The following is a 25,308-nucleotide window of genomic DNA, read 5'->3' as shown; positions in this document are numbered from 1 at the left end:
TTCTGCTCAGGCGTCGCGCAGCTCCCGCTTGAGGATCTTCCCACTCTGGTTCCGCGGCAGCGCGTCGATGAACCGGACGGCCTTGGGCACTTTGAACGGCGCTAGCCGCTCTCGCACATGCGCGATCAGCTCCGTCTCCGTCACGGATGCATCTGGCCTGCGCACCACGCAGGCCACGATCGCTTCGATCCAGCGTTCGTCCGGCACGCCGATCACCGCCACTTCGGCGACCTCAGGATGCGTGTAGATGGCGTCCTCCACCTCACGGGACGCCACCATGATGCCGCCTGTGTTGATGGCGTCCTTGATGCGGTCGACCACGGTCAGGTATCCCGCCTCGTCGCGGGTGACGAGGTCGCCGGAGTGGAACCAGCCGTCGCGGAAAGCCTCCGCGGTCTCCTCGGGCTTGTCCCAGTAGCCCTGCGCCAGCTGCGGTGAGCGGTACAGCACCTCGCCGGGTTCTCCGGCGGGGACGTCGTCGCCGTTCTCATCGACGACGCGGGTCTCGACGAAGAGGATGGGCCGTCCCGCCGACGCGGGCCGCTCCTCGTGTTCCTCCGGACGCAGCACGGTGGCCAGCGGTCCGATCTCGGACTGTCCGAAGCAGTTGTAGAACCCCAGCGCGGGGTAGCGCTCGCGCAGCCGGTTCAGCACGGTGACGGGCATGATCGAGGCGCCGTACTGCGCCTTGGTGAGCGAGGACAGATCGGCGGTGTCCAGGTCCGGATGGCCGGCCAGCGGCACCCACACCGTCGGCGCGAGGAACAGCGACCCGATGCGCTCCTCCGCGACGGTGCGCAGGATGCGGGGGATGTCCGGTGCGGGCAGCAGGCGGACGGTCGCGCCGATGGCGAGGTAGGGGAGCATGAAGACGTGCATGGCAGCGGAGTGGTACAGCGGCATGCAGATCAGAGGTGCGTCGCCGGGCTTCAGGTCGAGAGCCACGATCACCGAGGAGTACTCGGCGACGAGCGCGTCGTGGGTGAGCATCGCGCCCTTGGGCTGGGAGGTGGTACCGGAGGTGTACAGCAGCTGCACCAGGGAGTCGCCGTCCACATGGGCGGAGAGCTCGGACACATCGCCGGTGCTCGCGCCAGTAAGGAAGGAATCGTCCTCGTCGCGCAGCGGGGCGACGAGCTCCACGGCCGTGTCGGCGCGCACGGTGTCGAAATGCGCGCGCAGCTGCGGGTCGACCAGTGCAGCCCTGGCACCGGACTGCGCGATGAGGTAGGCGAGCTCGGCGCCGTGCAGTGCGTAGTTGACCGGCACGTGCACGAGACCCGCCCTGGCGATCGCGAGGAAGGCGATGACATACGCGTCGGAATTCGTGCCGTACGTCACCACGCGATCTCCGGCGTCGAGCCCCCAGGCCCGCAATCCCGCGGCGGCGCGCGTGACGGCGTCGTCGAGTTCCCGATAGGTCCAGTCCCGGCCTTCGAAGCGGAGTGCGACGGCGAGCGGGTCGCGGGAACTGCTGCGCCGCAGGACGGCATCGACGGTGTTGGTGCGCCAGGGCTGAGGAGGGGACGTCATCGTCATGACGATCACGCTATCTCAGCTCGTATCTCACGCCGGAGCGAACCCGAACGTCCGGCCGAGGAAGCGCAACTCTGTCTCGAGGGACGTGATGATCGACTGGGCGGCACGGAATCCGTGTCCCTCGTCAGGGAAGAGGACGTACTCGTGATCCACGCCGCGCGCGGCCAGCGCTTCGGCGATCGCCTCGGACTGGGACGGCGGCACCACGCGGTCCTCGCCGCCCTGTTCCAGCAGCACGGGTACGTCGATGCGGTCGATGTGCGTCAGCGGTGAGCGGTCGATGTACACCTGCTCGGCCTCGGGCAGCGGTCCGACGAGCCCCGTGAGGTAGTGCTTCTCGAAGTCGTGGGTCTCGGCTGCCAGCATCCGCAGGTCCGCGACGCCGTACCGGCTGATCCCCGCGGCGAACACACCGCCGCGCACCAGCGCGCTGAGCACGGTCCATCCGCCTGCCGAGCCGCCGCGGATCGCGATGCGGGCAGGATCCGCGGCACCGGATGCCGCAAGTCCCCGCGCGGCGGCGATCACGTCGTCCACGTCCACCACGCCCCACTGGCCGTCCAGTCGCTCGCGGTAGGTGCGGCCGTAGCCGGTGGACCCGCCGTAGTTGACGTCGAGAACGCCGATGCCGCGACTCGTCCAGTACGCATACGCGGTGGATGCCGCGCCGCCGACGTGCGCGGTCGGGCCGCCGTGCACCATCACGATGTACGGCGGGAGCTCGCCGTCCGGAGCCGTGGCATCGGGGTTCGTCGGCGGGTAGTCGAACGCGTGCACGGGGCCGTGCGGGCCGTCGAACGTCACCGGCCGGGGGGTCGCGATCCAGTCCCGGTCGACCGGGGTCCCGCCGCGCACTGCGAAGCTCTCGCCGGTCGTGGTGTCCAGCAGCCACAGGCCTCGGTCGACGGTCGCCCCGGCGCCGGAGACCAGGATGCGGCCGCCCGCGGCATCGTCGATGCTCGCCTCGGCCGTGACCGGCAGCGGCAGGCGCGCGGTGCTGCCGTCGCGCTCGATCAGCACGATCTCGTCGGAGCCGTTCGTCCGCACCGCCACGACGCGACCGTCGCCGAGCGGACGGTACCAGCGGGTGCCGAGCACCCACAGCCCGCCGCCGGTGTCGGCGTCGGCCGGGTACGTCGTCCGTGAGAGCACATGCAGGCCGTCCAGCTCCACCCGCTCCAGGTTCCACCGTCCGGACGGATCGTCCACGAAAAGCAGCTCGCGATCGGAGACCCACTCCGGCTGCAGCGCGGTGCTGCTGCCGATCGTCGCGAGGTCATCCGTGCCGATCCTCGCGATGTGCAGCAGGCACTGCTCCCACGGCATCCGGATCGTGCTCCACTGCACCCACGCGATCCGCGTGCCGTCCGGAGACAGCGCGGGGTGGGCGACGAAGCCGCTCGTCGAGATGAAGATGCGCACCGCCGTCTCGTCCTCGGCGGCGGAGCCGTCCGTCGGGATCTCGACGATCGAGCGGGAGTGCTGGTCGCGGCGCAGATCCTCGCGCACCGCGAGCAGGCGTCCGTGTTGCACGGAGAGACCCCCGAACTGGGGGCCGGGTGCGGTGAGCGGCTCCGGTGCGCCGCCCCGCGGCATCCGATAGACGCGCTGATCGCCGGCATCGACGAAGAACAGCGTGCCGGCGCCGTCCGCCGACCATGCACCGCCGCCGTACTCGTGCACACGCGAACGAGCGCTCCACGGTGCGGGCAGGATCTCGAGCCCGCTCGAGCTGCGCACGGTGACCCTGCCGCCCTCGGCGGGCACCGATTCGCCCCACCAGATCTCGTCGCCGACGAACCGGGCGCCGTCGAGCCGGGGCGACGCCGCCGCCATGCTCGCGGCGTCGAAGGGGGAAGACCAGGTGCCGTACGGGGATGCCATGACTCGAGCGTAGACACGTTGCTGTTCGCGCTGCGAGCTTTTGCTCGTGCGGCGCGTATGTGCGCAGCGCGAGCGGCATCCTGTCGCGCGAGCGGAACTCAGACCGCGCGGAGCACTGCGACGACCTTGCCGAGCACGACGGCGTCGTCGCCGAGGATCGGTTCGAAGGACGAGTTGCGGGGCAGCAGCCAGGTGTGGCCGTCGCGCTGCCGGAAGGTCTTCACGGTGGCCTCGCCGTCGAGCATCGCCGCGACGATCTCGCCGTTCTCGGCGGTGTGCTGAGAGCGCACGACCACCCAGTCGCCGTCGCAGATGGCGGCGTCGATCATCGACTCGCCGTTGACCTTCAGCATGAACAGCTCGCCCTTGCCCACCAGCTGGCGGGGCAGCGGGAAGATCTCCTCGACCTGCTGCTCGGCGGTGATGGGCACGCCGGCGGCGATCTGGCCCACCAGGGGGACCAGCGCGGCGTCGCCGACCGGGGGAGCAGTGTCGGCCGGGTTCTCGGTGCTCGTGCCCGGCAGGTCGATCAGCACCTCCATGGCACGGGTCTTGCCCGGGTCGCGGCGCAGGTAGCCGCTCAGCTCGAGCTGACCGAGCTGATGCGTGACGCTGGAGAGGGACTTCAATCCGACGGCGTCGCCGATCTCGCGCATGCTCGGCGGATAGCCGTAGGTCGCGATGGACGTCTGGATCACCTCGAGGATCGCCATCTGCTTCGCGCTCAGGCTCTTGCGGCGGCGGGTGCGCGGCATCTCGGATGCGTTGCCTGCGATGTCGCTCATCGGTGCTCCTTCGTGCGCCTGCCCACCGTGCTCCGCTGCGTGCCGATTCGAATGTCGGTGGTCCGTGGTGGGGTGTCGTTATCGAAACCGTATCCGAGAAGTCGCCGGAATCGGAAGATCTGTTCGAGCGTGTCGGTGAACTCAGTGGTCCGGATTTCGAAGAACGCTTGACAAGTATTCGATATCGAAGATAACTTCGGAACACAGCTTCGCATCCGCCGTTCCCGGCCGAGCGGCGGATGCGAAAGCTGATTCCACTGACGAGGAGCACGACATGAGCACCATCGGCATCGCCCCCACCCGGATCGTCGGCACGCACACGCGACTGCGGATGACGCGGCGCGGTCGCCGGGTGCTCAGCGCGCTCGTCGCCGCTCCGATCGCGCTCGGCATCGCCTACGCGGGCGTCGCCGGCGGGTCGGCGCTCGCCTCGGGTGAGCACGCGGCTCCGGTGGACTTCGACACTGTCATGGTGATGCCGGGTGACACCCTGTGGTCGATCGCCGGCGAGGTCGCTCCCGGTGCCGACCCGCGCGACGTGATCGACGAGATCAGCGGCCTGAACAACCTGCACGGCGGTGTGCTGCAGGTGGGCCAGGAGCTGGCCGTCCCGCAGCGTTATACGGACTGAGCGGCACAGACGATCGCCCTACGATTGTCAGGTGACCTCACTCGACGAGCTGCCCCTCCGCGATGACCTGCGCGGACTCACACCGTACGGCGCGCCTCAGGCGCCGCTGCCGGTCGCGCTGAACGTCAATGAGAACACGCATCCGGTTCCCGACGACGTCGCCGCCCAGATCCTGGAGGACATCGCCGCGGCGCTGCGTGACGTGAACCGTTACCCGGACCGCGAGTTCACCCGCCTGCGGGAGGGGTTCGCAGCCTACCTCGGCCACGGGCTGCGCCCGGAGCAGATCTGGGCGGGGAACGGGTCGAACGAGGTGCTGCAGCACATCCTGCAGGCCTTCGCCGGTCCCGGACGCACGGCCTTCGGCTTCGCGCCGACCTACTCGATGTACCCGCTGCTCTCGCAGGGCACCGGCGCACGATGGATCGTGGGCACCCGCGGTGACGACTATCGGATCACCTCAGAGGATGCTGCGGCGCAGGTCGCCGCGGCGGACCCGGATGTCGTCTTCCTGTGCGCGCCGAACAACCCGACCGGCACCCCGCTCGGGCTGGACGTGGTCGAGGCGGTCTACGACGTCGCACGCGGCGTCGTGATCGTCGATGAGGCCTATCACGAGTTCGCGCCCAAGGGAGCGCCGTCTGCGCTCACACTGCTCGAGGGACGTCCGCGTCTCGCCGTCTCGCGCACCATGAGCAAGGCGTTCGCCTTCGCCGGCGCCCGCGTCGGCTATCTCGCGGCCGACCCGGTGTTCATCGATGCGCTGCGTCTGGTGCGGCTGCCGTACCACCTGAGCGCTCTGACCCAGGCGGCGGCGACCGCCGCGCTGCGGAACTCGTCGACGATGCTGCGCATGGTCGACGAGATCGTCGTGCAGCGCGACCGCATCACCGCCGGCCTCACCGAGCTCGGCTACCTGCCGCACGAGTCGTGGTCGAACTTCGTGCTGTTCGGCGGCGTCGAGGACCGGCGCGCCACCTGGCAGGCCCTCTACGATCGCGGGGTGCTGATCCGCGATGTCGGGATCCCTGGCCACCTCCGCGTGAGTGCGGGCACGGAGGCGGAGACCTCGGCGTTCCTGGACGCCATGGCCTCGGTAGGATCGGCAGCATGAGCGACCGCACCGCCAGCCGCACCCGCAGCACGTCCGAGTCCACCGTCGAGCTCGAGGTGAACCTCGACGGCACCGGTCGCAGCAGCATCGACACGTCCGTGCCGTTCTTCGACCACCTGCTCACGGCGTTCGCGAAGCACTCGCTCACCGACCTCACCGTGCGGGCCTCCGGCGACACGCACATCGACGCGCACCACACCGTGGAGGACGTGTCGATCGTGCTGGGTGATGCGATCCGCGAGGCGCTGGGTGACAAGGCCGGCATCTCGCGCTACGGCGACGCACTGGTCCCGCTCGACGAGGCGCTCGCGCAGGCCGTCGTCGACATCTCCGGACGTCCGTACCTCGTGCATGAAGGCGAGCCCGCGGGCTTCGAGTTCCATCTCATCGGCGGCCACTTCACGGGATCCCTGGTGCGGCACGCGTTCGAGGCGATCACGTATCACGCCGGGCTGACCGTGCACGTGCGCGTGCTCGGCGGGCGCGACCCCCATCACATCGCCGAGGCGGAGTTCAAGGCCTTCGCGCGCGCGTTCCGTCAGGCCAAGGCCCTCGACCCGCTGGTCGTGGGCATCCCGTCCACGAAGGGCGCGCTGTGAGTGGTACCCCTCGCGTCACCGTCTACGACTACGGATCAGGCAATGTGCACTCCGCTGTCAAGGCGCTGGCGGCGGCCGGCGCCGAGGTCGAGCTGACCGGAGACCGCTCGAAGGCGCTCGAGGCCGACGGGCTGTTCGTGCCCGGGGTGGGCGCTTTCGCCGCCGTCGCGCAGGCGCTCCGCTCGCACGGCGGCGACGAGATCATCGAACGACGCCTCGCCGGCGGGCGGCCGGTGCTCGGGGTGTGCGTCGGCATGCAGGTCATGTTCGAGCGCGGCGTCGAGCGCGGACAGGATGCCGAGGGACTCGGCGAGTGGCCGGGCACCGTCACCGAACTCGACTCACTCGTGCTGCCGCACATGGGCTGGAACACCGTCGAACCGGGCGAGGGAACCGTGCTGTTCCGGGGCATCGAGCGCGAGCGGTTCTACTTCGTTCACTCCTTCGCCGCGAAGCAGTGGGAGCTCGACGTCCAGGCGCCGTTCCCGCAGCCGGCGGTCACCTACGCCACGTACGGCGAGCGCTTCCTCGCGGCTGTCGAGAACGGTCCACTCACCGCGACGCAGTTCCATCCCGAGAAGTCCGGCGACGCCGGCATCCGGCTCCTGCGCAACTGGGTGTCATCGCTCTGAGGCGGATGCCGGGGCGGGTTCGACCGGGAGCGTCACGGCATTTGAGACGCCGCCGCGCCCGGGCTACGCTTTTCTCTCGTGCCCGGGGACCGGGCATCCGATCTTCCCGAACAAGGACGACATGAACGACTTCGCGTCAACCCCCTCTCTCATCCTGCTGCCCGCGGTCGACGTCGCCGGCGGCAAGGCCGTGCGCCTCACCCAGGGCGAGGCCGGCACCGAGACCAGCTACGGCGATCCCGTCGACGCAGCAGGGGAGTGGGTCGACCAGGGTGCCCAGTGGATCCACCTCGTGGATCTGGACGCGGCGTTCGGGCGCGGCAGCAACGCCGGCATCCTGCGCAAGGTCATCAAGCAGTACCGCGGCGTGAGCGTCGAGCTCTCCGGCGGCATCCGTGACGACGCGAGCCTCGAGGCCGCTCTGGAGTCCGGCGCCTCCCGCATCAACCTCGGCACCGCCGCGCTGGAGAACCCGGAGTGGGCCGCCGACGTCATCGCCCGCTACGGCGAGGCCGTCGCGGTCGGACTCGACGTGCGCGGCACGACCCTCGCGGCACGTGGCTGGACGAAGGAGGGCGGCGACCTCTGGGAGGTCCTGGACCGCCTCGAGGATGCCGGCTGCAGCCGCTACGTCGTCACGGACGTCACCAAGGACGGCACGCTGCGCGGCCCGAACCTCGACCTGCTGCGTGAGATGACCCAGCGCACGCCGAAGCCCGTCGTGGCCTCGGGCGGTATCTCCAGCCTCGACGACATCGCCGCGCTGCGCGAGCTGGTGCCGCTGGGCGTCGAGGGCGCGATCGTGGGCAAGGCGCTGTACGCGGGCGCGTTCACTCTGGCCGAGGCGCTGGATGTCGCCGGCGACTGACGACGCCGAACCCCACGGCCACGGCAACAGCGCCGACTCGGCCGGGGTTCCCTGGGAGGGGCGCAGCTTCGAGTCGAACCAGCACGCCTCCGACGACGGCTCCGCCGACCCCGCACTGCTGGACGCCCTGCTCCGCTTCCGATCGGGCGACGGCTCCCAGGTCGAAGTCGTGGACGCGTTCCGGTCCGCGCGAGTGCTGGTGCCGCTGGTCGCGGAGAAGGGCGACGAGGGCGTGGGCCCCACGGGCCTGAAGGTCGACAAGACCCAGGAGCTCTCGATCGTCACCGTCGCCGCGCCCGATGGGCGACGCGTGCAGCCGGTGTTCTCCTCCGTGCAGACGATGTCGCGGTGGGATGCCACCGCGCGGCCGATCCCGGTCGAGGCCGTGCGCGTGGCGCTTTCGGCTTCGAGCGAGGAGACCGACCTCATCGTCCTGGACCCGGCATCCGACACGGAGTTCGTGTTCCGCCGACCTGCCGTCTGGGCGGTCGCACAGGACCAGCGCTGGGAGCCGAGCTTCCTCTCTCCGGAGGTGTTCACCGCGCTGCAGGCGAGCGTCGCGCACGAGCTCGCCGTCATCGACGTGCACGTCTCGTCCGGCGACCCGGATGCCAGGATGCGCGGCCCTGAACTGATCGTGACCCTGGAGCTCGCCGACGGGCTGGATCAGCAGACCCTCGACGCCGTGCTCGCCCGTCTCGCGCAGCGCTGGGCCGCCGACGACCGCATCGCGGTGCTCGTCGACTCGCTGAGTGTGAAGCTCACTCGCGCGGCCTGAAACACGGCCGGGCGTCGGGCGGCGCTCACCTAGAGTCGAGGGATGCCCACGACCGTCGCGCTCCATTTCCACCCGAACTGGCCCTTCCAGGGCGGATCAGTGATCGAGGCGATGGCCGAGGCGGGAAGGTACCGCTCCCAGTTCGAGACCGCCACCTCCAACGGAGGCCTGACGGCGCATCCGGGAGGAGACCGTTGGCGGTGGGAGAGTCGTCTGTTCGCCGGTCGATACGACGGCCGCCCGGCCGAGGAGCGCCCGGTGTACGGGGCGGTCGTCGGAGAGGACGCCTACGGCCCCGCGACGCGGTTCGGATCCGCTCATCTGCGGCTGCGTCCGGAGGTCACCGCGCGGACCACCTTCTGCTACCCGGACTCCGTCTTCGAGCCGGACGGTGTCGTCGAGGAGGACGGCGCGGATGCGCTCGTCGCGCGGATGCGGGCGGACGACCTCGATCTGCTCGACAGGTACGTCGAGGCGCATGTGCACGGCGGCATCCGCTTCGCGGTCGATGTCGAGGCGGTCGTGCTCGACCCGTGCTTCCGTGGAACCGCGGTGCAGGATGCGGCCGAGCACCTGGGCTGCGCCGTCGAGTTCCATCCCGGGTTCCTGGTGCGCACCGAAGACCTCGACGAGGAGTATCGCGGTCCCGAGCCTCTGCGGCTGGCTCGAGAACTGGGGGTGGAGCTGACCCCGGAGGTCGTCGGTGCGGCGGTGCGGTCTGGTCGTCACGACCCGCAGACGCTCAAGCGCGTCTGGCATCTGCTCGCCCGCTACGGCCGCGTCGGGATTCCGGTCAGCTGACCGGCCCGGTCCACTTCTCGCCCGGACCCTTGCCCACCGGGTCGGGGACGGCGGAGGCCTCGCGGAAGGCGAGCTGCAGCGAGCGGAGTCCGTCTCGCAGGGGGCGTGCGTGCGCGTCGCTGATCTCGGGGGCGCCGGCGGTGATGAGGCCCGCGAGGGCGTTGATGAGCTTGCGTGCCTCGTCGAGGTCGAGCTGCGAGTCGGGGTCGTCGGCGAGGCCGAGCTTCACGGCCGCCGCGCTCATCAGGTGCACCGAGGTCGTGGTGATGACCTCCACTGCGGGGACGTCCGCGATGTCGCGCGTGGCGGCGTTCGCCGCCTCCTCCTGCTGCGCCCAGCGCTCGTGGCGCTCGTCGTCGTGGTGGTGCTGCGGCTGGTCCTGGTCAGGAATCGTCACTTCGGGGTGCCTTCTGGTAGACTTCAGCGGGCTCCGGAGCGTCATGCTCCGGCACGAAAGAGGATTCATTCCCACCCGCGCTTGCCGTTCCAGGCTACCGGGTTCTGCACCCCGCCGGATTCCGGTGGAAAGGGTGCCAAGCCGGTGCTTCTGACGCATCGGCGGGTGGGGAGACTCCGATTTCGCCCGGAACGTCGCACGACGGACCGGTGGCCGAAACCCCACGTCTAAGGAGTTCCGCATCAGCGATCCCCGCACCAATGACCGCATCCGAGTGCCCGAGGTCCGCCTCGTCGGCCCCGGAGGCGAGCAGATCGGCGTCGTCGCCATCCAGGTGGCGCTGCGTCTTGCGCAGGAGGCCGACCTCGACCTCGTCGAGGTGGCTCCCAACTCGAAGCCCCCCGTGGTCAAGATCATGGACTACGGCAAGTTCAAGTACGAGGCTGCGCAGAAGGCGAAGGAAGCGCGCCGCAACCAGGCGAACACCATCCTCAAAGAGGTCCGGTTCCGCCTGAAGATCGAGGCTCACGACTACACGACCAAGCTCAAGCGCGCCGAGGGCTTCCTCAAGGCCGGTGACAAGGTCAAGGCCATGATCCTGTTCCGCGGCCGCGAGCAGTCGCGCCCCGAGCAGGGTGTGCGCCTGCTCCGCAAGTTCGCGGAGGATGTCGCCGAGTTCGGCACCGTCGAGTCCAACCCGACGATCGACGGCCGCAACATGGTGATGGTCGTGGCCCCCCTGAAGAACAAGTCCGAGGCGAAGGCCGAGCAGAACGCGGTCCGCACCGCGAACAAGCAGGCCGCACGCGACGCGAAGAACGGCGCCGGTGCGCCGGCTCCGGCCGCCGAGGACGCCCCCGCGGAGTGATCCGCCCCGCAGCTCCCGCCGCGTAGGCAGGCGGGTACCCCACCAGCATCCGCACGGGTGCCACACGAAGGAAGAGAAGATGCCGAAGCAGAAGACCCACTCGGGTGCTAAGAAGCGCTTCAAGATCACCGGCAGCGGCAAGCTGAAGAAGCAGCAGGCAGGTATGCGCCACAACCTCGAGCACAAGTCGAGCCGTCGCACCCGCCGTCTGAACCAGGACCAGGTGCTGTCGAAGGCAGACACCAAGGTCGCGAACAAGCTCCTCGGCCGCTGACGCGCCCGAACGCACGATAGGAACACGAAAATGGCAAGAGTCAAGCGCGCAGTCAACGCGCACAAGAAGCGTCGCGTCATCCTCGAGCGCGCCTCGGGTTACCGCGGCCAGCGTTCGCGCCTCTACCGCAAGGCGAAGGAGCAGGTCACCCACTCGCTCGTCTACGCGTACCGCGACCGTCGCAAGCGCAAGGGCGACTTCCGCCGCCTCTGGATCCAGCGCATCAACGCCGCTGCCCGCCAGAACGGCATCACTTACAACCGCTTCATCCAGGGCCTCGGCCTCGCGGGTGTGCAGGTCGACCGTCGTATGCTCGCCGAGCTCGCCGTGACCGACGCCGGTGCGTTCGCGACGCTGGTCGAGGTCGCGAAGAAGGCGCTTCCCTCGGACGTCAACGCTCCGAAGGCCGCTGCCTGATCATCCGGCATCCACGAAGGGCGTCTCCCGCACGGGAGGCGCCCTTCTGCGTTCCCCCGCGCCGTTCCCTAGACTGGGCGTGTGCTGGAGAATCCTCGCTCGCCCCGTGTCCGTGCCGTCGCCAAGCTCACCAAGCGCAGCGCGCGCACCGAGGCGGGTCTGTTCCTGCTCGAGGGTCCGCAGGCGGTGCGCGAGGCGCTGACGTATCGCCCGGAGGCGATCGTCGACCTGTTCGTCACCCCGACCAGCTGGGAGAAGCACGCCGACCTGCGCGACATGGCGGCGGATGCCGGTGTCGAGGCCGAGTTCGTCACCGAGAGCGTGCTCGCCGCGATGGCCGACACAGTCACCCCGCAGGGCCTGGTGGCCGTCGCCCGGCAGACTCCGACCTCGGTGAGGGACATCTTCGCGGCATCCCCGCGCCTGATCGCGATCTGCGAGGAGGTGCGCGACCCGGGCAACCTCGGCACGATCATCCGCGCCGCCGATGCGGCGGGAGCGGATGCCGTGGTGCTGACGGGCCGCACCGTCGACCCGTACAACCCCAAGGTGGTGCGCTCCACCACGGGATCTCTCTTCCACCTGCCGGTGTCCGTGGGCGGCGACCTCGCCGACGTGGTGCAGCGCGCGCACGCGGCGGGCCTGCAGATCCTCGCGGCGGATGTGAAGGGTGACGACCTGCTCGCGGCCCGCGCCGAGGGAGTGCTCGCGCAGCCCAGCGGATGGCTGTTCGGCAACGAAGCCCGCGGCCTGGACGACGATGCGCTCGGGCTGGCCGACCGCGTCCTGAGGCTGCCGATCTTCGGCCGTGCCGAGTCGCTCAACCTCGCCACCGCGGCCAGCGTCTGCCTGTACGAGAGCGCGTTCGCGCAGCGCGCCTGAGAGGTTTCCGCCTCGTTTCCGCCTGGTCACGAAAGCACAACAGCGTATTTCGCTCTCGCGCGGTGTCCGGCGTGCGCTCTAGTGTGGAGGCATGGCAGAGAGCAAGGGCGCGGACGCCCTGGTCGTGGTCGACCACGTCGAGAAGCACTATGGCGACTTCCACGCGCTGAAGGACATCAATCTCACCGTCGACAAGGGCGAGGTGGTCGTCGTCATCGGCCCGTCGGGTTCCGGGAAGTCGACGCTGTGCCGCACGATCAACAGGCTCGAGACCATCACCAGCGGCGAGATCCGCATCGACGGCGATCTCCTCCCCGCCGAGGGCAAAGGGCTCGCGAAGCTCCGGGCCGATGTCGGCATGGTGTTCCAGTCGTTCAACCTGTTCGCCCACCTGACGATCCTCGAGAACGTCACGCTCGGCCCGATCAAGGTGCGTGGCATGAAGAAGGCGGATGCCGAGAAGGAGGCGATGATCCTCCTGGAGCGGGTCGGCGTCGGCCAGCAGGCGCAGAAGCTTCCCGCGCAGCTCTCCGGCGGACAGCAGCAGCGCGTCGCGATTGCGCGCGCCCTCGCCATGCAGCCCAAGGTGATGCTCTTCGACGAGCCCACCAGCGCCCTCGACCCCGAGATGATCAACGAAGTGCTCGACGTCATGGTGCAGCTCGCCCACGAGGGCATGACCATGATCGTCGTCACCCATGAGATGGGCTTCGCCCGCAAGGCCGCGAACCGCGTCGTCTTCATGGCGGACGGGACGATCGTCGAAGAGGCGACGCCGGAGGAGTTCTTCACGAATCCGAAGAGCGACCGCGCGAAGGACTTCCTCTCGAAGCTGCTCACCCACTGACCTTCCCCGCGCAGAGATCCTGCGCACCCACAGCACATGAAGGAGACGCACATGCGACGCACCAAGACTCTCGCGGCGATCGGAATCGCCGCGACCGCCCTGCTCGCCCTGACGGCGTGCAACAGTGGTTCCCCCAGCAACCCCGGCGGCACCGGCGGGGGCGACGGCGGCGGTGACGCCGACAAGACGCCGTGGACGGTCGCCAAGGACGTCACGCTCGACGGCAGCCCCACGTTCGACGCGATGGAGAAGCGCGGCAAGGTCGTCGTCGGTGTCAAGGAGGACCAGCCCGGTCTCGGCTACCTCGACGTGACCACCGGTGAGCGCAGCGGTTTCGACATCGACATCGCGCGCTGGATCGCCGCCTCGCTCGGCTTCGACGAGGACAAGATCGACTTCCAGGCGATCGCCTCGGCCAACCGCGAGCAGGCGATCGTGAACGGCGACATCGACTACTACGTCGGCACCTACTCGATCACCGACAAGCGCAAGGAGCAGATCGACTTCGCCGGCCCCTACTTCATCACCGGTCAGGGCCTGCTGGTCGCGGCGGACAACGACACGATCAAGAGCGAGAAGGACCTGAACAAGGACACCACGGTGTGCTCGGCGACGGGCTCGACTCCGATCCAGAACATCCGCACGAACTTCCCCGAGGTTCCCACCAAGGAGTTCGACCTGTATTCGGCCTGCGTCGAGGCACTGCTGAACGGCACCGTGCAGGCGGTCACGACCGACCAGGCCATCCTGATCGGTTACGCGGCCCAGGATCCCGACAAGCTGAAGGTCGTCGGCGAGCCGTTCACCGTCGAGAAGTACGGCGTCGGCCTGACCAAGGGCGATGACGCGCTGCGCACGCACATCAACGACCTCTTCACCGACGGCAACGACGTCTGGCAGCAGATCTTCGACAACAACCTCGGCTCGACAGGCATCAAGGTCGAGCAGCCCGAGGTCGACGCGTACTGATCATCCGGTCGGGGGCGGCGTGAGCCGCCCCCGACCTCGCACCTGACAGGGGGAGGCTCCATGGGAGTCATCTTCGACAACATGGATCTGTGGCCCCAGGCGCTGGGGAACACCCTCATCCTCTTCTTCGCTGGCGGGCTGCTCGCGCTCGTGCTGGGCATCATCGTGGGCGCCATGCGCGTCTCGCCGGTGCCCATCGCCCGCGCCGTGGGCACGGTCTACGTCAACCTGGTGCGCAACACCCCGCTGACGCTGGTCTTCTTCTTCTTCGTCTTCGGCTATCCCCAGCTGGGGCTCCCGAGGCTCAACGCCGTCACGCTCGGTGTTCTCGCGCTCGGCATCTACACCGCGACCTACGTCGCCGAGGTCCTTCGCGCCGGCATCAACACGGTGCCCGTCGGGCAGGCGGAGGCCGCGCGCGCGATCGGACTCCCATTCGGGCAGGTCATGACCCTGGTGGTGCTCCCGCAGGCGTTCCGCTCTGTGGTTCCGCCGATGATGAGCGTCTTCATCGCCCTGCTGAAGAACACCACGGTCGCCGCCGGATTCGCGATCACCGAGCTGGGCGCCGTCCGTGCGTTCATGAGCGAGCGCGGTGAGAACGCGCTCGTCGTGCTGCTCTGGGTGGCGGCCATCTTCGTCGTCCTGGTCATGCTGCTGAGCTGGGCGCAGCGAAGCCTCGAGAACAAGTGGAGGATCGCGCGATGAGCTCCGTGCTGTACGACGTCCCCGGCCCGAAGGCTGTGCGGCGCAACCTGATCCTCGGTGTCGTGACCGTGCTGGTCGTGCTCGCGATCGTCGGCTTCATCGCCTACCGGTTCGCCGTCACCGGTCAGTTCGACCCCGCCCGCTGGTACGTGTTCACCTTCACTGCCGTGTGGGAGCAGATCCTCACCGCGTTGGGCAACACACTCGCGGCATTCGCGCTGGCTGCCGTGCTGAGCCTCGTGCTCGCCTTCGTGCTCGCGATCGGCAGACTGTCCGACCACGCGTGGGTGCGCGTCCCGGTCACGGTGATCACGGAGTTCTTCCGCGCCGTCCCGGTGCTCGTGTTCATGATGCTGCTCTTCTACGGTCTCCCCGTGATCGGCATCAAGATGGCCCCGTACTGGGCCGTCGTGCTCGCACTGATGATGTACAACGGATCGGTCCTCGCCGAGGCGCTGCGCGCCGGCGTCGAGGCGCTGCCTCGTGGCCAGAAGGAAGCCGGCTACGCGATCGGTCTGCGCAAGAGCGGCGTCATGACCCTGATCCTGCTGCCGCAGGCGATCCGTGCGATGCTCCCGGTGATCATCTCCCAGCTGGTCGTCACGTTGAAGGACACCGCGCTCGGGTTCATCATCACCTACCCGGAGCTGCTGTACTTCGCGAAGCTCCTCGGCTCCCAGCAGGGGCGTCCCGTCCTGCAGTCCGCGATCGTCATCGGCGGCATCTACATCGTGATGTGTCTGATCCTGGCTGCGATCGCGAAGTGGGTCGAGAAGAGGACGTCGCGGTCGCCGAAGCTGAAGGGCTACACCCCGGATGGCGGCGGCGGGGATCCGAGGATCCACGACGGCTCGACGGTGACCGAGGTCATCGCGATGCAGCGCGGCGCGGGCAAGTTCGACGCCGGCAGCGGCATCCCGCCGCAGTGAGATGCGGTGATCGCGCTACGGCGCGATCACCGCGTCGTACGCGTCGGTGAAGCGCCGACGCAGGTCGGCGTAGTACTCACGCTCCGCGGCATCCGGCAGCACCGGATCGGTCGGCGGGATCTGCGCCATCGGCCTGCCGGGGTCGAGCACGGACAGCGCGATGACGGCCGCGCCGCGCATGGTCACGCGCTTGACGTTCACCACCTGCACCGGGAACCCGATCGCCTGCGTCACGACGCGCATCAGACCGGGGAAGTGCCCGGTCACGCCGCCGGACGCGATCACTCGCTGAACTCCGGGGTTCGCCTCGACGAGCTGCGCGAACACCCGGGCGTACGACACCGCCACGCCCTCGGCGGCGCCCCGCCACAGATCCAGCGGCGTCGTCGAGGATGACACGCCGGTGAGCACCGCCCGAGCGTCTCCCGCCCATCCGGTGGCGCGCTCTCCGGTGAGGAACGGCAGCATCAGCGGTGTTCCCGCCGCAGGGGGAGCGGTGAGCGCCTGTTCGATCGCCTCGGGCGGCGCGGCGGCGAGCGTGGCCTTCAGCCACAGCATCACGCGGCCCACATCGTTCAGCGCGCCGCCGACGATCGACTGCGAGCGTGAGACGCGGTACGCCCACAGACCGGCGGGCAGTACCTCGGGCGTGCCGTCGACGATCACGCGGATCGCGCCGGAGGTGGCGGCGGACATCGCCGCGACATCCGGGGTGTCGGCGCCGACACCGACGTTCGACGCGTAGCCGTCCGGCACAGCGGGGAACCAAGCGGCGCCCTCGAGGGCGGGCCAGCGCTCGGCGACCGCGGGGGAGACATCGGTCAGCGGCTGATCGGGGTCGACGATCGGCGCGAAGCGCGAGCGGTCGACGCCCGCCTCGGCGAGCAGTTCGTCGTCGAGCTCGCAGGTGTGCCGGTTCAGGATGCCGGCCCAGGCCATCGTGGAAGTCGCGGCGCCCTCGACGCCTGCCAGCACGGCGTAGACGTACTCGCCGAGCGAGAGGAACTTCGCCGTCCGTGCGAAGACGTCCGGGAACTCGTCCTGCAGCCAGAGCAGACGGGGCGGGTGATAGCTGGTGTGCAGACGCGCGCCGATGCGCTGATGCACGGCGGTCTCGTCGAGGCGCGCGCGGAGCTGCGCGAGGTGCGCCGATGACCGGGAGTCGGCGTACGTGAAGCACGGCGTCAGAGCGTGCCCGTCCGCGTCCACACACACCAGGGACGAGGCGAACGTGTCCATCACGACGGCGCGGATGCGGCCGGGGGCGATACCCTCGGTGACCTGACCGATCAGGTCGGCGACCTCTGCGGTGACCTGATCGGCGTCGATCTCGACCGTGCCGTCCGCGGCTTCGGTGAACAGGTGGTCGGCCTTCGCCATGCGGCGCTTCACCGGCCGTGCGTAGGCGTCGTAGAGACAGCACCTGGTCGAGCCTGAGCCGATGTCGATCGCGAGGACGAACGGATCAGGAGCATCCTCGATCGTGATGCTGCGGGTCGTGGGGACATCCTCGTGCGCCATCTGCTCACCCCTCTCGCGGCCGATCCTATCCGTCCGCTAGCGTGTGCGGTACGGAACGGGCCGAGGTCGACCCGCCGCAGTGAGGAGTTCGTCATGCACGTTTCCTTGAGTTCCGGGTCAGCAGTCCTCGGCGGGCTCCTGCCGTTCGCGGATCCGGTGAAACCGGCCGCCGGCACGACGCAGCTCATCATCGCCGCGATCGTCTCGATCGCCGTGATCGTCGTGCTCATCGTCTGGGTGAAGATGCATCCCTTCTTCGCCCTGATGCTCGGCGCGGCGGTGATGGCCATCGCGGCGAACATGGGCTTTGAGCACGCCTTCACCTCGTTCTCCCTCGGACTGGGCTCCACCGTCGGCGGCGTCGGCGTACTGATCGTGCTGGGTGCGGTGATCGGCAGATTCCTCACCGAATCCGGCGGCGCCGACGAGATCGTCGACACCATCCTCGCCAAGACACCGCTGAAGCGGCTGCCCTGGGCGATGGCGTTCGCCGCCTTCATCATCGGCATCCCGCTTTTCTTCGAGGTCGGGGTGGTGCTGCTCATCCCGATCGTCATGCTGGTCGCGAAGCGCGCCAAGCTGCCGGTGATCCTCGTCGGCATCCCCGCGCTCGCCGGCCTCTCCGCGCTGCACGGCCTGGTGCCCCCGCACCCCGGCCCGCTGATCGCCATCGATGCCCTCGGCGCGAACCTCGGACTGACCCTCGCGTTCGGTCTGCTCGTCGCCATCCCCACCGTGATCATCGCCGGTCCCGTGCTCGCCAAGCCGATGGCCAGATGGGTGCCCATCCAGGCCACCAGCCAGCTGCTCACCGCGGTGGACGATCGGGACGGGGAGGAGCGCCGGCGTCCGTCGTTCGGCGTCGCACTGTCGGTGGTGCTGCTGCCGGTGGTGCTGATGCTGCTGATGACCGTGGTCGAGGCGACCGGGATCGACGACTCGCTCTTCGGACAGATCCTGGTCTGGATCGGCACGCCGCTGCAGGCCCTGCTGATCACGTCGCTGTACGCGATGATCGTGCTCGGCACCGCGCTGGGCCGCTCGATGGCGGAGGTCTCGAAGGAGACCGGCGCGGCCTTCGCGCCGATCGCCTCGATCCTGCTGATCGTGGGCGCGGGCGGCGGGTTCAAGCAGACTCTCGTCGACTCCGGCGTCGGGCAGGTGATCGGCAACGGCATCGCCGGCTCCGGCATCCCGCTGCTGATCGCCGGCTGGCTGGTGGCGGTCGTCATCCGCCTGGCCACGGGATCCGCGACCGTCGCCACCATCACCGCGGCGGGGATCATGGCGCCGCTGGTGGGCGACCTCAGCGCCACGCACGTCGCCCTCATGGTGCTGTCGATCGGTGCGGGCTCGGTGTTCCTCTCGCACGTGAACGACGCCGGCTTCTGGCTGGTGAAGGAATACTTCGGACTCACGGTCGGGCAGACCTTCAAGACCTGGAGTCTGATGGAGTGCGCGGTCTCGGTGGTGGGGCTGGCGGGGGTGCTGGTGCTCGGTCTGATCGTCTGACCGCGCGCCGGTAGACTCGGTTCTCGTGTCAGATGCCCCAGAGATCACGCCCGAGGCGGTGGAATCCGCCGTCGCCGCCGCGCTCGAAGCGATCGGCGCCGCCGCCGACACCGCAGAGCTGAAACAGGCCCGCCACGACCACGTCGCCGAGGGATCGCCGCTCGCGGTGCTGAACGCCTCGATGCGCCAGGTCGCGCCCGAGCACAAGGCGACGTTCGGCAAGCTCATCGGCCAGGGTCGCGGTCGCGTCACCCAGGCGCTGGCGGCCAAGGAGGCCGAGCTCGCCGAGGCCGAGACCGCCGCACGCCTCGAGGCCGAGCGCGTCGACATCACCGCGGTGCCCTCGCGCACCCGCGTCGGCGCCCGGCATCCGCTGACCCTGCTGCAGGACCAGATCTGCGACATCTTCGTCGGCATGGGCTGGGAGATCGCGGAGGGCCCCGAGCTCGAGCACGAGTGGTTCAACTTCGACGCCCTGAACTTCGACGTGGACCACCCCGCCCGCCAGGAGCAGGACACCTTCTACGTGGACCCGCCCTCCCGCCACCTGGTGATGCGCACGCACACCAGCCCGGTGCAGGTGCGCTCGATGCTCGACCGCGATGTGCCGATCTACGTGCTCTGCCCCGGACGCGTGTACCGCACCGACGAGTTCGACGCGACCCACCTGCCGGTGTTCACCCAGTTCGAGGGCCTCGTCATCGACAAGGGCATCTCGATGGCGCACCTCAAGGGCACCCTCGACCACGTCGCCCGGCAGATGTTCGGGCCGGAGGCGAAGACCCGCTTCCGCACCAACTACTTCCCGTTCACCGAGCCCTCGGCCGAACTCGACCTGTGGCACCCGACCTTCAAGGGCGGCGCGCGCTGGATCGAGTGGGGCGGCTGCGGCATGGTCAACCCCAACGTGCTGCGCGCGGCGGGGATCGACCCCGAGGTCTACAGCGGCTTCGCGTTCGGGATGGGCGTCGAGCGCGGGCTGATGTTCCGCAGCGACGTGAAGGACATGCGTGACATGGCAGAGGGCGATGTGCGCTTCAGCGAGCAGTTCGGGATGGTGGTGTGATGCGCGTCCCGCTCTCGTGGCTGCGTGAATACGTCGATGTGGCACCGGATGCCACGCCGGAGGACGTCCTCGCGGCGCTGGTGACGGTCGGGTTCGAAGAGGAGGACATCCATCGCTTCGAGATCTCCGGTCCCGTCGTGGTCGGCCGGGTGCTCTCGGCCGAGCCGGAGCCGCAGAAGAACGGCAAGACCATCAACTGGTGCCAGGTGGACGTCGGCGAGGCCGAACCCCGGGGCATCGTCTGCGGCGCGCACAACTTCGTGGCCGGTGACAAGGTCGTCGTGACCCTGCCCGGTGCCGTGCTGCCCGGCCCGTTCCCCATCGCGGCGCGCAAGACCTATGGTCATGTGTCCGACGGCATGATCGCCTCGGCACGCGAGCTGGGCCTCGGCGATGAGCACGACGGCATCATCGTGCTGTCCACGCTTGGCCTCGACCCCGAGGTCGGCACCGACGCGATCGCGCTGCTCGGCCTCGACGACGTCGCCGTCGACATCAACGTCACGCCCGACCGCGGCTACGCGTTCTCGATTCGCGGCGTTGCCCGCGAGTTCTCGCACGCGACCGGCGCGGCCTTCCGCGACCCGGCCGACCGTGACGCCGCCGACCTCATCCCCGGTGACGGTCACACGGCCGTCATCGCCGACGAGAACCCGATCCGCGGTCGCGTGGGCGCCACCGAGTTCGTCACCCGCGTCGTGCGCGGCGTCGACCCGTCCCGGCCCACGCCGCCGTGGATGGTCTCGCGCCTCGTGCTGGCCGGGATGCGCCCGCTGGGCGTGCTCATCGACATCACCAACTACGTGATGCTCGAGCTGGGCAACCCGGTGCACGGCTACGACCTCGACAAGCTCGACGGCACGATCACCGTGCGTCGCGCATCGGCGGGTGAGAAGATGGTCACCCTGGACGGTCAGGAGCGCACCCTGCACGTCGAGGACCTGCTCATCACCGACGGCTCGGGCCCGATCGGCCTCGCCGGCGTGATGGGCGGTGGCACCACCGAGATGAGCGAGACCACGCAGAACGTGCTCATCGAAGCCGCCACCTTCGACCAGGTCACGATCGCGCGCTCCGCGCGCCGGCACAAGCTGCCCAGCGAGGCGTCCAAGCGCTTCGAGCGCGGCGTCGACCCGCGCATCCCGTTCGTCGCGGCCCGCCGCGTCGCCGACCTCATGGTCGAGCTCGCCGGCGGCACGCTGACCGACGAGGGTGGCGCGCTGTTCGCCGAGATCGCCACCGCCACCATCGAGCTGCCCTCGGGCTTCGTGCCGGGGCTCATCGGCGTCGAGTACACCGATGCCGAGATCGCCGGCGCGCTGGAGACGATCGGCGCATCGGTCCAGACCACGGATGCCGGCTGGCTGGTCACCCCGCCGAGCTGGCGCCCCGACCTCACCGACGAGTGGACGCTCGCGGAGGAGGTCGCCCGCATCCACGGGCTGGACCGCATTCCGTCCGTGCTGCCGGTGCCGCCGTCAGGGCGCGGCTACACCGTGCTGCAGCAGGGTCGGCGGCGCGTGGCCGACGCGCTCGCCGCAGCGGGATTCGTCGAGACGCCGGCGTTCCCGTTCACGAACGAGCAGCAGAACGACCTGCACGGATCCGCCTCGGGGGAGCATCTGCCCAGCATCCGCCTGGCGAACGCCCTGGACGGCCAGGCGCCGTTCCTGCGCCGCTCGCTGATCCCTGGCCTGGTGCAGACCGCGCACCGCAACGCGGCGCGCGGACTCACCGATCTGTCACTGTTCGAGACCGGCATCGTCTTCACGCCAGAGCCGGGGGTCGAGTACGGCACCGCCGAGGTGCCGCCGCTCGGCGTCCGCCCGTCCGACGAGAAGCTCGCCGAGCTGAACGCCGCGATCCCGCCGCAGCCGCGGCACCTCGCGGTGCTGCTCGCCGGCAACACGGCGCCCCGCCAGCCCGGTCGCGCTGCCGAGGCGGCCGGGCTCACGGAGGCGCTCGACGCGGTCCGCGTCGTGGCATCCGCCGCGGGCGTCGAGATCGACGTGACCCAGACGTCGCGCGCCGCGCTGCACCCCGGTCGTGCCGGTGCGCTGAGCGTAGGCGGCGAGGAGGTCGGCTACGTCGGCGAGCTGCACCCGCAGGTCTCGGCGGACGCCGATCTGCACGGGCGCGTCACGGTTCTCGAGCTCGACCTCGACCGCGTGCTGTCGCTGGCGGGTGAGCGCATCGTTGCGGCATCCCTCTCCGGGTTCCCGGCGGCGACGCAGGACGTCTCGCTGGTGCTGCCGGCCGATGTGCCGGCCGCCGAGGTGCGCGCTGCGCTGATCGCCGGCTCCGGTGAGCTGCTCGAGTCGGTGCGACTCGTGGACGACTACCGCGGCGAGGGTCTCGACGAGGGCTTCAAGAGCCTGAGCTTCGCGCTGCGCTTCCGCGCGGACGACCGCACCCTCACCGCCGCCGAGGCGACCGAGGCGAAGCTCGCCGGAGTCGCCGTCGTCACGGAGCGCTTCGGAGCCAGCATCCGCGACTGACCGCGGAACCCCTGCTGATTGCCGAGACCCCGGCTGATTCACGTGGATCAGTCGGGGTCTCGGGCGTTCGAGGCGTGCCGGGGATCACCCCTCGGCGGCCGCCTTGCGGAGCCGGGCGATCGCGAGACCGGCGAGGATGGCGGCTTCGCGCCCGAGAACGGAGTCGTCGAACAGCACGTGCGGCGAGTGGTTCATCGCGGCAGTGGCGAGCTCGACGTCGTCGGGGGTCGAGGAGAGCGAGATGAACGTGCCCGGCACCTCGGCGAGCACGAACGAGAAGTCCTCCGAGCCCATCATGCCGTGCGGGGCGACGATCACCTGCTCCTCGCCGAGGAGCTCGCGCAGCTCGTCGATCACGAACTCGGTCTCGGCCTCGTCGTTCACGGTCGGGATGTACTGGGTGGTGAAGTCCACCTCCGCGGTGCACCCGTAGGCCGAGGCGATTCCCTCCGCGAGCGACGTGATGAAGCCGGGCAGGGCGTCGAGCGCGGCCTGCGACATCGTGCGGACCGTCGCCCCGAGCGTCGCCGACGGCGGGATGACGTTGATCGCCTCACCGGCGCTGAGCTGAGTGACGCTGATCACCACCGGGTCGAAGGCGTCGAACCGTCGTGTGATCATGCTCTGCAGCTGGGCGGCGATGAGCGAGAGCGGCAGCACGGGGTCCGCGGCGCTCTGCGGCTGGGAACCGTGCCCGCCCCTGCCGTGCACCGTGATGTGCAGGGTGCTCGAACCGGCCAGCAGGGTGCCCGCCTTGGTGGCGACGATCCCGCGCGGTCCGGGGCCGACGTGGATGGCATAGGAGCCGACGGGGCGCTCGCCCGCGGCGTCCAGGATGCCTTCCTCGATCATCACGGATGCCCCGTTGCAGCCCTCTTCGCCGGGCTGGAACATGAAGACGACCGAGCCCTCGATCTCTTCGCGGCGGGCGCTGAGCAGCCGTGCCGCGCCGACCAGGCCGGCGGTGTGCAGATCGTGGCCGCAGGCGTGCATGCGGCCGGTGGTCGAGGCATAGTCCAGATCGGTCTCCTCGCGAACGGGCAGGCCGTCCATGTCGCCGCGCAGCAGCACCACGCGACCCGGCTTCCCGCCGCGCAGCACGGCGGTGATCGAGCTGGTCTTCACACCGGTCGTGATCTCGAGCGGAAGGCCCTCGAGAGCCTGCAGCACGCGCTGCTGGGTCCAGGGCAGATCGAGCCCGACCTCCGGGTTGCGGTGCAGATCGCGCCGCAGCTCCTGCAGATCGGGCAGCAGCGCTTCGGCGTCGTCGACGAGTGTCGTCGTGGCGTCGTCGATGAGGGTCATGATGTCTCCTAGTGTTCTGATGCGGTCAGGGGTCAGGCGGCTTCGGTGGCGACTGTGTGCAGGGCCGTCGTCTGAGTGCCCCGCACCCGGACGAGCAGCAGCAGGACGAACGCGAGCGCGAACGCCGCAGCGCAGATCAGCCACACGGTGACGTAACCGCCGATGGATGAGGCGAGCGCGCCGGGCAGCGCGAAAGCGCTCAGGACCACGGCGAACACGGCACCGGCGACCGAACCGCCGAGGGTCTTCAGCGTGTTGTACAGTCCGGTGGCGATCCCGGTCTCGGTCGCCGGCGACAGCTCGGCGACCAGTGCGGGGAGCGCGCCGAGCAGGAGGCCGCCGCCGAAGCCGGACAGCGCGACGGTGGCGATCACGGTGGGCAGCGACGCGTGCCCGATCGCGAGCAGCACGTTCGCCAGGGCAGCGAGCCCGACGCCGAGCATCAGCACTCCTCGCATCGTCGTCCTCGCCGCGATCGTCGCGAAGAGCGCGGCGCCGATGGCGGCCACCAGGGCGGATGCCGCGGTGAGCAGCCCGATCACGCCGGAGGACAGCGCGAAGCCGTAGCCGACCTCGTCCGGGTCGGCGGCGTAGAACGTCGTCATGACGGTCTGCGTGCCGAACAGGCTCATCCCGAACAGGAAGGATGTCGCGTACACCGGCCAGAGCGCACGAGAGGCGACCACCCGCACGTTGATCGCCGGGCTGGCGACGCGCAGCTCCCACAGGATGAACCCCACGACGATCGCCGCGGCGACGACCAGCGTGGCGATGGTGGTGAGGTTTCCGAATCCGGCGCCCTGGGCGCTGCGCAGACCGAACAGGATCGCGAGCATGCCGACGGCCAGGAGCGCGAAACCGAGCCAGTCGATCTTCGACAGCGTGCGCGTGGTGGACTCGGGGACCACGGTGAAAACGATGATCGCGCAGACGAGGACCACGGCCGCGGGGACGAGCAGCGCAGGGACGATGGGCATCGCTGCTCCCACGAAGCCGCCGATGATCGAGCCGGCCACAGCGCCGATCGTCAGCGCGGAGACGAGCATGCCGACCGCACGACGTCCGGACTGGCCCTGGACGCGGCTGTGCACGATTCCGATCTCGAGAGGGAGCCAGACGGCGAGGGGCCCGATCAGCAGACGCGCCGCGAGCATGACGGGCAGGTTCGGCGCGAGGGCGGTGAGCAGGGTGCCGGCGAGCACCAGCACGATGCCGATGCGGAGCATGAGGCGGTGCCCGAAGATGTCGCCGAGCCGGGACAGGATGGGCACGCAGACGGCGGCGGCGAGGGTCTGCACGGTGTTGAACCAGGTGATGTCGGCGTCGCTCACGCCGAGGTGCTCGGCGATCTTGCCGAACAAGGGCAGGTAGTAGCCCTGGATGAATCCGCTGGTGAGCTCCACGAAGACGAGGAACCCGACGACGGCGGCGACCCGCTGCGTCGTTGCGGCGGGAGTACTGGGTGTGGTCATGGACGGGTGTTC

General features: G+C 69.5%; 25 protein-coding genes. 18 read left to right on the top strand and 7 right to left on the bottom strand.

From position 1 onward, the window contains the following. Positions 1–6: 6 nt before the first annotated feature. The 3 genes from GON06_RS02555 to lexA all read right to left on the bottom strand — a co-directional run bounded on the left by GON06_RS02555 (position 7) and on the right by lexA (position 4,208). The gene (locus GON06_RS02555) at positions 7–1,539 is read right to left on the bottom strand and encodes a fatty acyl-CoA synthetase (protein ID WP_232528106.1); all 1,533 of its coding nucleotides are present in this window, start codon (positions 1,537–1,539) and stop codon (positions 7–9) included. A gap of 27 nt (positions 1,540–1,566) precedes the next feature. Continuing rightward, positions 1,567–3,423 (bottom strand): S9 family peptidase, encoded by a 1,857-nt coding sequence (locus tag GON06_RS02550; RefSeq protein ID WP_157310742.1) that lies wholly within the window; start codon positions 3,421–3,423, stop codon positions 1,567–1,569. Positions 3,424–3,521: 98 nt separating this feature from the next. Further along, entirely contained in the window at positions 3,522–4,208 is a 687-nt protein-coding gene (gene lexA / locus GON06_RS02545) for a transcriptional repressor LexA (protein ID WP_157310741.1), read from the bottom strand. Positions 4,209–4,482: 274 nt separating this feature from the next. Between lexA and GON06_RS02540 the strand changes: the two genes are divergently transcribed. The 7 genes from GON06_RS02540 to GON06_RS02510 all read left to right on the top strand — a co-directional run bounded on the left by GON06_RS02540 (position 4,483) and on the right by GON06_RS02510 (position 9,631). Continuing rightward, the gene (locus GON06_RS02540) at positions 4,483–4,839 is read left to right on the top strand and encodes a LysM peptidoglycan-binding domain-containing protein (protein WP_157310740.1); all 357 of its coding nucleotides are present in this window, start codon (positions 4,483–4,485) and stop codon (positions 4,837–4,839) included. Positions 4,840–4,870: 31 nt separating this feature from the next. Next, positions 4,871–5,953, top strand: coding sequence for a histidinol-phosphate transaminase (locus GON06_RS02535; RefSeq protein ID WP_332837097.1), 1,083 nt, complete (start codon positions 4,871–4,873; stop codon positions 5,951–5,953). After that, positions 5,950–6,552, top strand: coding sequence for an imidazoleglycerol-phosphate dehydratase HisB (gene hisB / locus GON06_RS02530; RefSeq protein ID WP_157310739.1), 603 nt, complete (start codon positions 5,950–5,952; stop codon positions 6,550–6,552). The genes GON06_RS02535 and hisB overlap by 4 nt, the downstream gene beginning before the upstream one ends. Continuing rightward, on the top strand, positions 6,549–7,184 hold the full coding sequence (gene hisH / locus GON06_RS02525; protein ID WP_332837096.1) for an imidazole glycerol phosphate synthase subunit HisH: 636 nt from the start codon (positions 6,549–6,551) through the stop codon (positions 7,182–7,184). Before hisB ends, hisH begins: the two co-directional genes overlap by 4 nt. A gap of 121 nt (positions 7,185–7,305) precedes the next feature. Beyond that, complete coding sequence (gene priA / locus GON06_RS02520) at positions 7,306–8,052, top strand: bifunctional 1-(5-phosphoribosyl)-5-((5-phosphoribosylamino)methylideneamino)imidazole-4-carboxamide isomerase/phosphoribosylanthranilate isomerase PriA (RefSeq protein ID WP_157310738.1); 747 nt, start codon at positions 7,306–7,308, stop codon at positions 8,050–8,052. Then, positions 8,036–8,830 carry an SseB family protein gene (locus tag GON06_RS02515; protein WP_157310737.1) on the top strand — a complete coding sequence of 265 codons (795 nt, stop codon included), beginning with the start codon at positions 8,036–8,038 and terminating at the stop codon, positions 8,828–8,830. Before priA ends, GON06_RS02515 begins: the two co-directional genes overlap by 17 nt. 42 nt (positions 8,831–8,872) lie before the next feature. Further along, the gene (locus GON06_RS02510) at positions 8,873–9,631 is read left to right on the top strand and encodes a DUF3626 domain-containing protein (RefSeq protein ID WP_157310736.1); all 759 of its coding nucleotides are present in this window, start codon (positions 8,873–8,875) and stop codon (positions 9,629–9,631) included. On the opposite strand, the gene GON06_RS02505 is transcribed toward GON06_RS02510, so the two are convergent. Further along, entirely contained in the window at positions 9,624–10,028 is a 405-nt protein-coding gene (locus tag GON06_RS02505) for a DUF1844 domain-containing protein (RefSeq protein ID WP_378735754.1), read from the bottom strand. The two genes, GON06_RS02510 and GON06_RS02505, sit on opposite strands and share 8 nt — an antisense overlap. A gap of 274 nt (positions 10,029–10,302) precedes the next feature. Between GON06_RS02505 and infC the strand changes: the two genes are divergently transcribed. The 8 genes from infC (at position 10,303) to GON06_RS02465 (ending at position 15,922) form a co-directional block, all read left to right on the top strand. Further along, entirely contained in the window at positions 10,303–10,896 is a 594-nt protein-coding gene (gene infC / locus GON06_RS02500; RefSeq protein ID WP_378735751.1) for a translation initiation factor IF-3, read from the top strand. A 79-nt stretch (positions 10,897–10,975) separates the two neighbouring features. Further along, the gene (gene rpmI / locus GON06_RS02495) at positions 10,976–11,170 is read left to right on the top strand and encodes a 50S ribosomal protein L35 (protein ID WP_116243323.1); all 195 of its coding nucleotides are present in this window, start codon (positions 10,976–10,978) and stop codon (positions 11,168–11,170) included. 30 nt (positions 11,171–11,200) lie between these two features. Then, the gene (rplT, locus tag GON06_RS02490) at positions 11,201–11,587 is read left to right on the top strand and encodes a 50S ribosomal protein L20 (protein ID WP_157310735.1); all 387 of its coding nucleotides are present in this window, start codon (positions 11,201–11,203) and stop codon (positions 11,585–11,587) included. Between the two features lie 81 nt (positions 11,588–11,668). Beyond that, complete coding sequence (locus GON06_RS02485) at positions 11,669–12,469, top strand: TrmH family RNA methyltransferase (RefSeq protein ID WP_332837095.1); 801 nt, start codon at positions 11,669–11,671, stop codon at positions 12,467–12,469. Positions 12,470–12,560: 91 nt separating this feature from the next. Further along, on the top strand, positions 12,561–13,316 hold the full coding sequence (locus GON06_RS02480; protein ID WP_157310734.1) for an amino acid ABC transporter ATP-binding protein: 756 nt from the start codon (positions 12,561–12,563) through the stop codon (positions 13,314–13,316). Between the two features lie 51 nt (positions 13,317–13,367). After that, the gene (locus GON06_RS02475; protein WP_157310733.1) at positions 13,368–14,285 is read left to right on the top strand and encodes a glutamate ABC transporter substrate-binding protein; all 918 of its coding nucleotides are present in this window, start codon (positions 13,368–13,370) and stop codon (positions 14,283–14,285) included. Between the two features lie 60 nt (positions 14,286–14,345). Beyond that, entirely contained in the window at positions 14,346–14,993 is a 648-nt protein-coding gene (locus GON06_RS02470) for an amino acid ABC transporter permease (RefSeq protein WP_157310732.1), read from the top strand. Next, entirely contained in the window at positions 14,990–15,922 is a 933-nt protein-coding gene (locus tag GON06_RS02465) for an amino acid ABC transporter permease (protein ID WP_157310731.1), read from the top strand. The genes GON06_RS02470 and GON06_RS02465 overlap by 4 nt, the downstream gene beginning before the upstream one ends. Before the next feature lie 15 nt (positions 15,923–15,937). Here the strand turns inward: GON06_RS02465 and GON06_RS02460 are convergent, their stop codons facing one another. Next, the gene (locus GON06_RS02460; protein ID WP_157310730.1) at positions 15,938–17,443 is read right to left on the bottom strand and encodes a gluconokinase; all 1,506 of its coding nucleotides are present in this window, start codon (positions 17,441–17,443) and stop codon (positions 15,938–15,940) included. A 93-nt stretch (positions 17,444–17,536) separates the two neighbouring features. Here GON06_RS02460 and GON06_RS02455 point away from each other — a divergent pair, with 93 nt between their 5' ends. The 3 genes from GON06_RS02455 to pheT are packed head-to-tail and all read left to right on the top strand — an operon-like array spanning position 17,537 to position 22,519. Beyond that, complete coding sequence (locus GON06_RS02455) at positions 17,537–18,955, top strand: GntP family permease (RefSeq protein ID WP_157310729.1); 1,419 nt, start codon at positions 17,537–17,539, stop codon at positions 18,953–18,955. A gap of 25 nt (positions 18,956–18,980) precedes the next feature. Continuing rightward, entirely contained in the window at positions 18,981–20,021 is a 1,041-nt protein-coding gene (gene pheS / locus GON06_RS02450; protein WP_332837094.1) for a phenylalanine--tRNA ligase subunit alpha, read from the top strand. Then, positions 20,021–22,519, top strand: a complete 2,499-nt coding sequence (gene pheT, locus GON06_RS02445; protein WP_157310728.1) for a phenylalanine--tRNA ligase subunit beta — start codon at positions 20,021–20,023, stop codon at positions 22,517–22,519. Before pheS ends, pheT begins: the two co-directional genes overlap by 1 nt. A gap of 84 nt (positions 22,520–22,603) precedes the next feature. Here the strand turns inward: pheT and GON06_RS02440 are convergent, their stop codons facing one another. Further along, entirely contained in the window at positions 22,604–23,824 is a 1,221-nt protein-coding gene (locus GON06_RS02440; protein ID WP_157310727.1) for a M20 metallopeptidase family protein, read from the bottom strand. 32 nt (positions 23,825–23,856) lie between these two features. After that, complete coding sequence (locus GON06_RS02435; RefSeq protein ID WP_157310726.1) at positions 23,857–25,296, bottom strand: MFS transporter; 1,440 nt, start codon at positions 25,294–25,296, stop codon at positions 23,857–23,859. Positions 25,297–25,308 lie beyond the last annotated feature (12 nt).

It is taken from the genome of Microbacterium sp. MAH-37 (genome assembly GCF_009758255.1).
GTDB lineage: Bacteria > Actinomycetota > Actinomycetes > Actinomycetales > Microbacteriaceae > Microbacterium.
This window is presented reverse-complemented; position numbering and strand designations above follow the sequence as displayed.

Bases quoted from the DNA above. Each gene is read 5' to 3' on its own strand.
- rpmI (WP_116243323.1), top strand. From the start codon at position 10,976: ATGCCGAAGCAGAAGACCCACTCGGGTGCTAAGAAGCGCTTCAAGATC.
- lexA (WP_157310741.1), bottom strand. From the start codon at position 4,208: ATGAGCGACATCGCAGGCAACGCATCCGAGATGCCGCGCACCCGCCGC.
- GON06_RS02515 (WP_157310737.1), top strand. From the start codon at position 8,036: ATGTCGCCGGCGACTGACGACGCCGAACCCCACGGCCACGGCAACAGC.
- GON06_RS02435 (WP_157310726.1), bottom strand. From the start codon at position 25,296: ATGACCACACCCAGTACTCCCGCCGCAACGACGCAGCGGGTCGCCGCC.
- GON06_RS02465 (WP_157310731.1), top strand. From the start codon at position 14,990: ATGAGCTCCGTGCTGTACGACGTCCCCGGCCCGAAGGCTGTGCGGCGC.
- GON06_RS02510 (WP_157310736.1), top strand. From the start codon at position 8,873: ATGCCCACGACCGTCGCGCTCCATTTCCACCCGAACTGGCCCTTCCAG.
- GON06_RS02470 (WP_157310732.1), top strand. From the start codon at position 14,346: ATGGGAGTCATCTTCGACAACATGGATCTGTGGCCCCAGGCGCTGGGG.
- GON06_RS02440 (WP_157310727.1), bottom strand. From the start codon at position 23,824: ATGACCCTCATCGACGACGCCACGACGACACTCGTCGACGACGCCGAA.
- GON06_RS02475 (WP_157310733.1), top strand. From the start codon at position 13,368: ATGCGACGCACCAAGACTCTCGCGGCGATCGGAATCGCCGCGACCGCC.
- GON06_RS02555 (WP_232528106.1), bottom strand. From the start codon at position 1,539: ATGACGATGACGTCCCCTCCTCAGCCCTGGCGCACCAACACCGTCGAT.
- hisB (WP_157310739.1), top strand. From the start codon at position 5,950: ATGAGCGACCGCACCGCCAGCCGCACCCGCAGCACGTCCGAGTCCACC.
- pheT (WP_157310728.1), top strand. From the start codon at position 20,021: ATGCGCGTCCCGCTCTCGTGGCTGCGTGAATACGTCGATGTGGCACCG.
- GON06_RS02540 (WP_157310740.1), top strand. From the start codon at position 4,483: ATGAGCACCATCGGCATCGCCCCCACCCGGATCGTCGGCACGCACACG.
- GON06_RS02460 (WP_157310730.1), bottom strand. From the start codon at position 17,443: ATGGCGCACGAGGATGTCCCCACGACCCGCAGCATCACGATCGAGGAT.
- GON06_RS02480 (WP_157310734.1), top strand. From the start codon at position 12,561: ATGGCAGAGAGCAAGGGCGCGGACGCCCTGGTCGTGGTCGACCACGTC.
- rplT (WP_157310735.1), top strand. From the start codon at position 11,201: ATGGCAAGAGTCAAGCGCGCAGTCAACGCGCACAAGAAGCGTCGCGTC.
- GON06_RS02455 (WP_157310729.1), top strand. From the start codon at position 17,537: ATGCACGTTTCCTTGAGTTCCGGGTCAGCAGTCCTCGGCGGGCTCCTG.
- priA (WP_157310738.1), top strand. From the start codon at position 7,306: ATGAACGACTTCGCGTCAACCCCCTCTCTCATCCTGCTGCCCGCGGTC.
- GON06_RS02550 (WP_157310742.1), bottom strand. From the start codon at position 3,423: ATGGCATCCCCGTACGGCACCTGGTCTTCCCCCTTCGACGCCGCGAGC.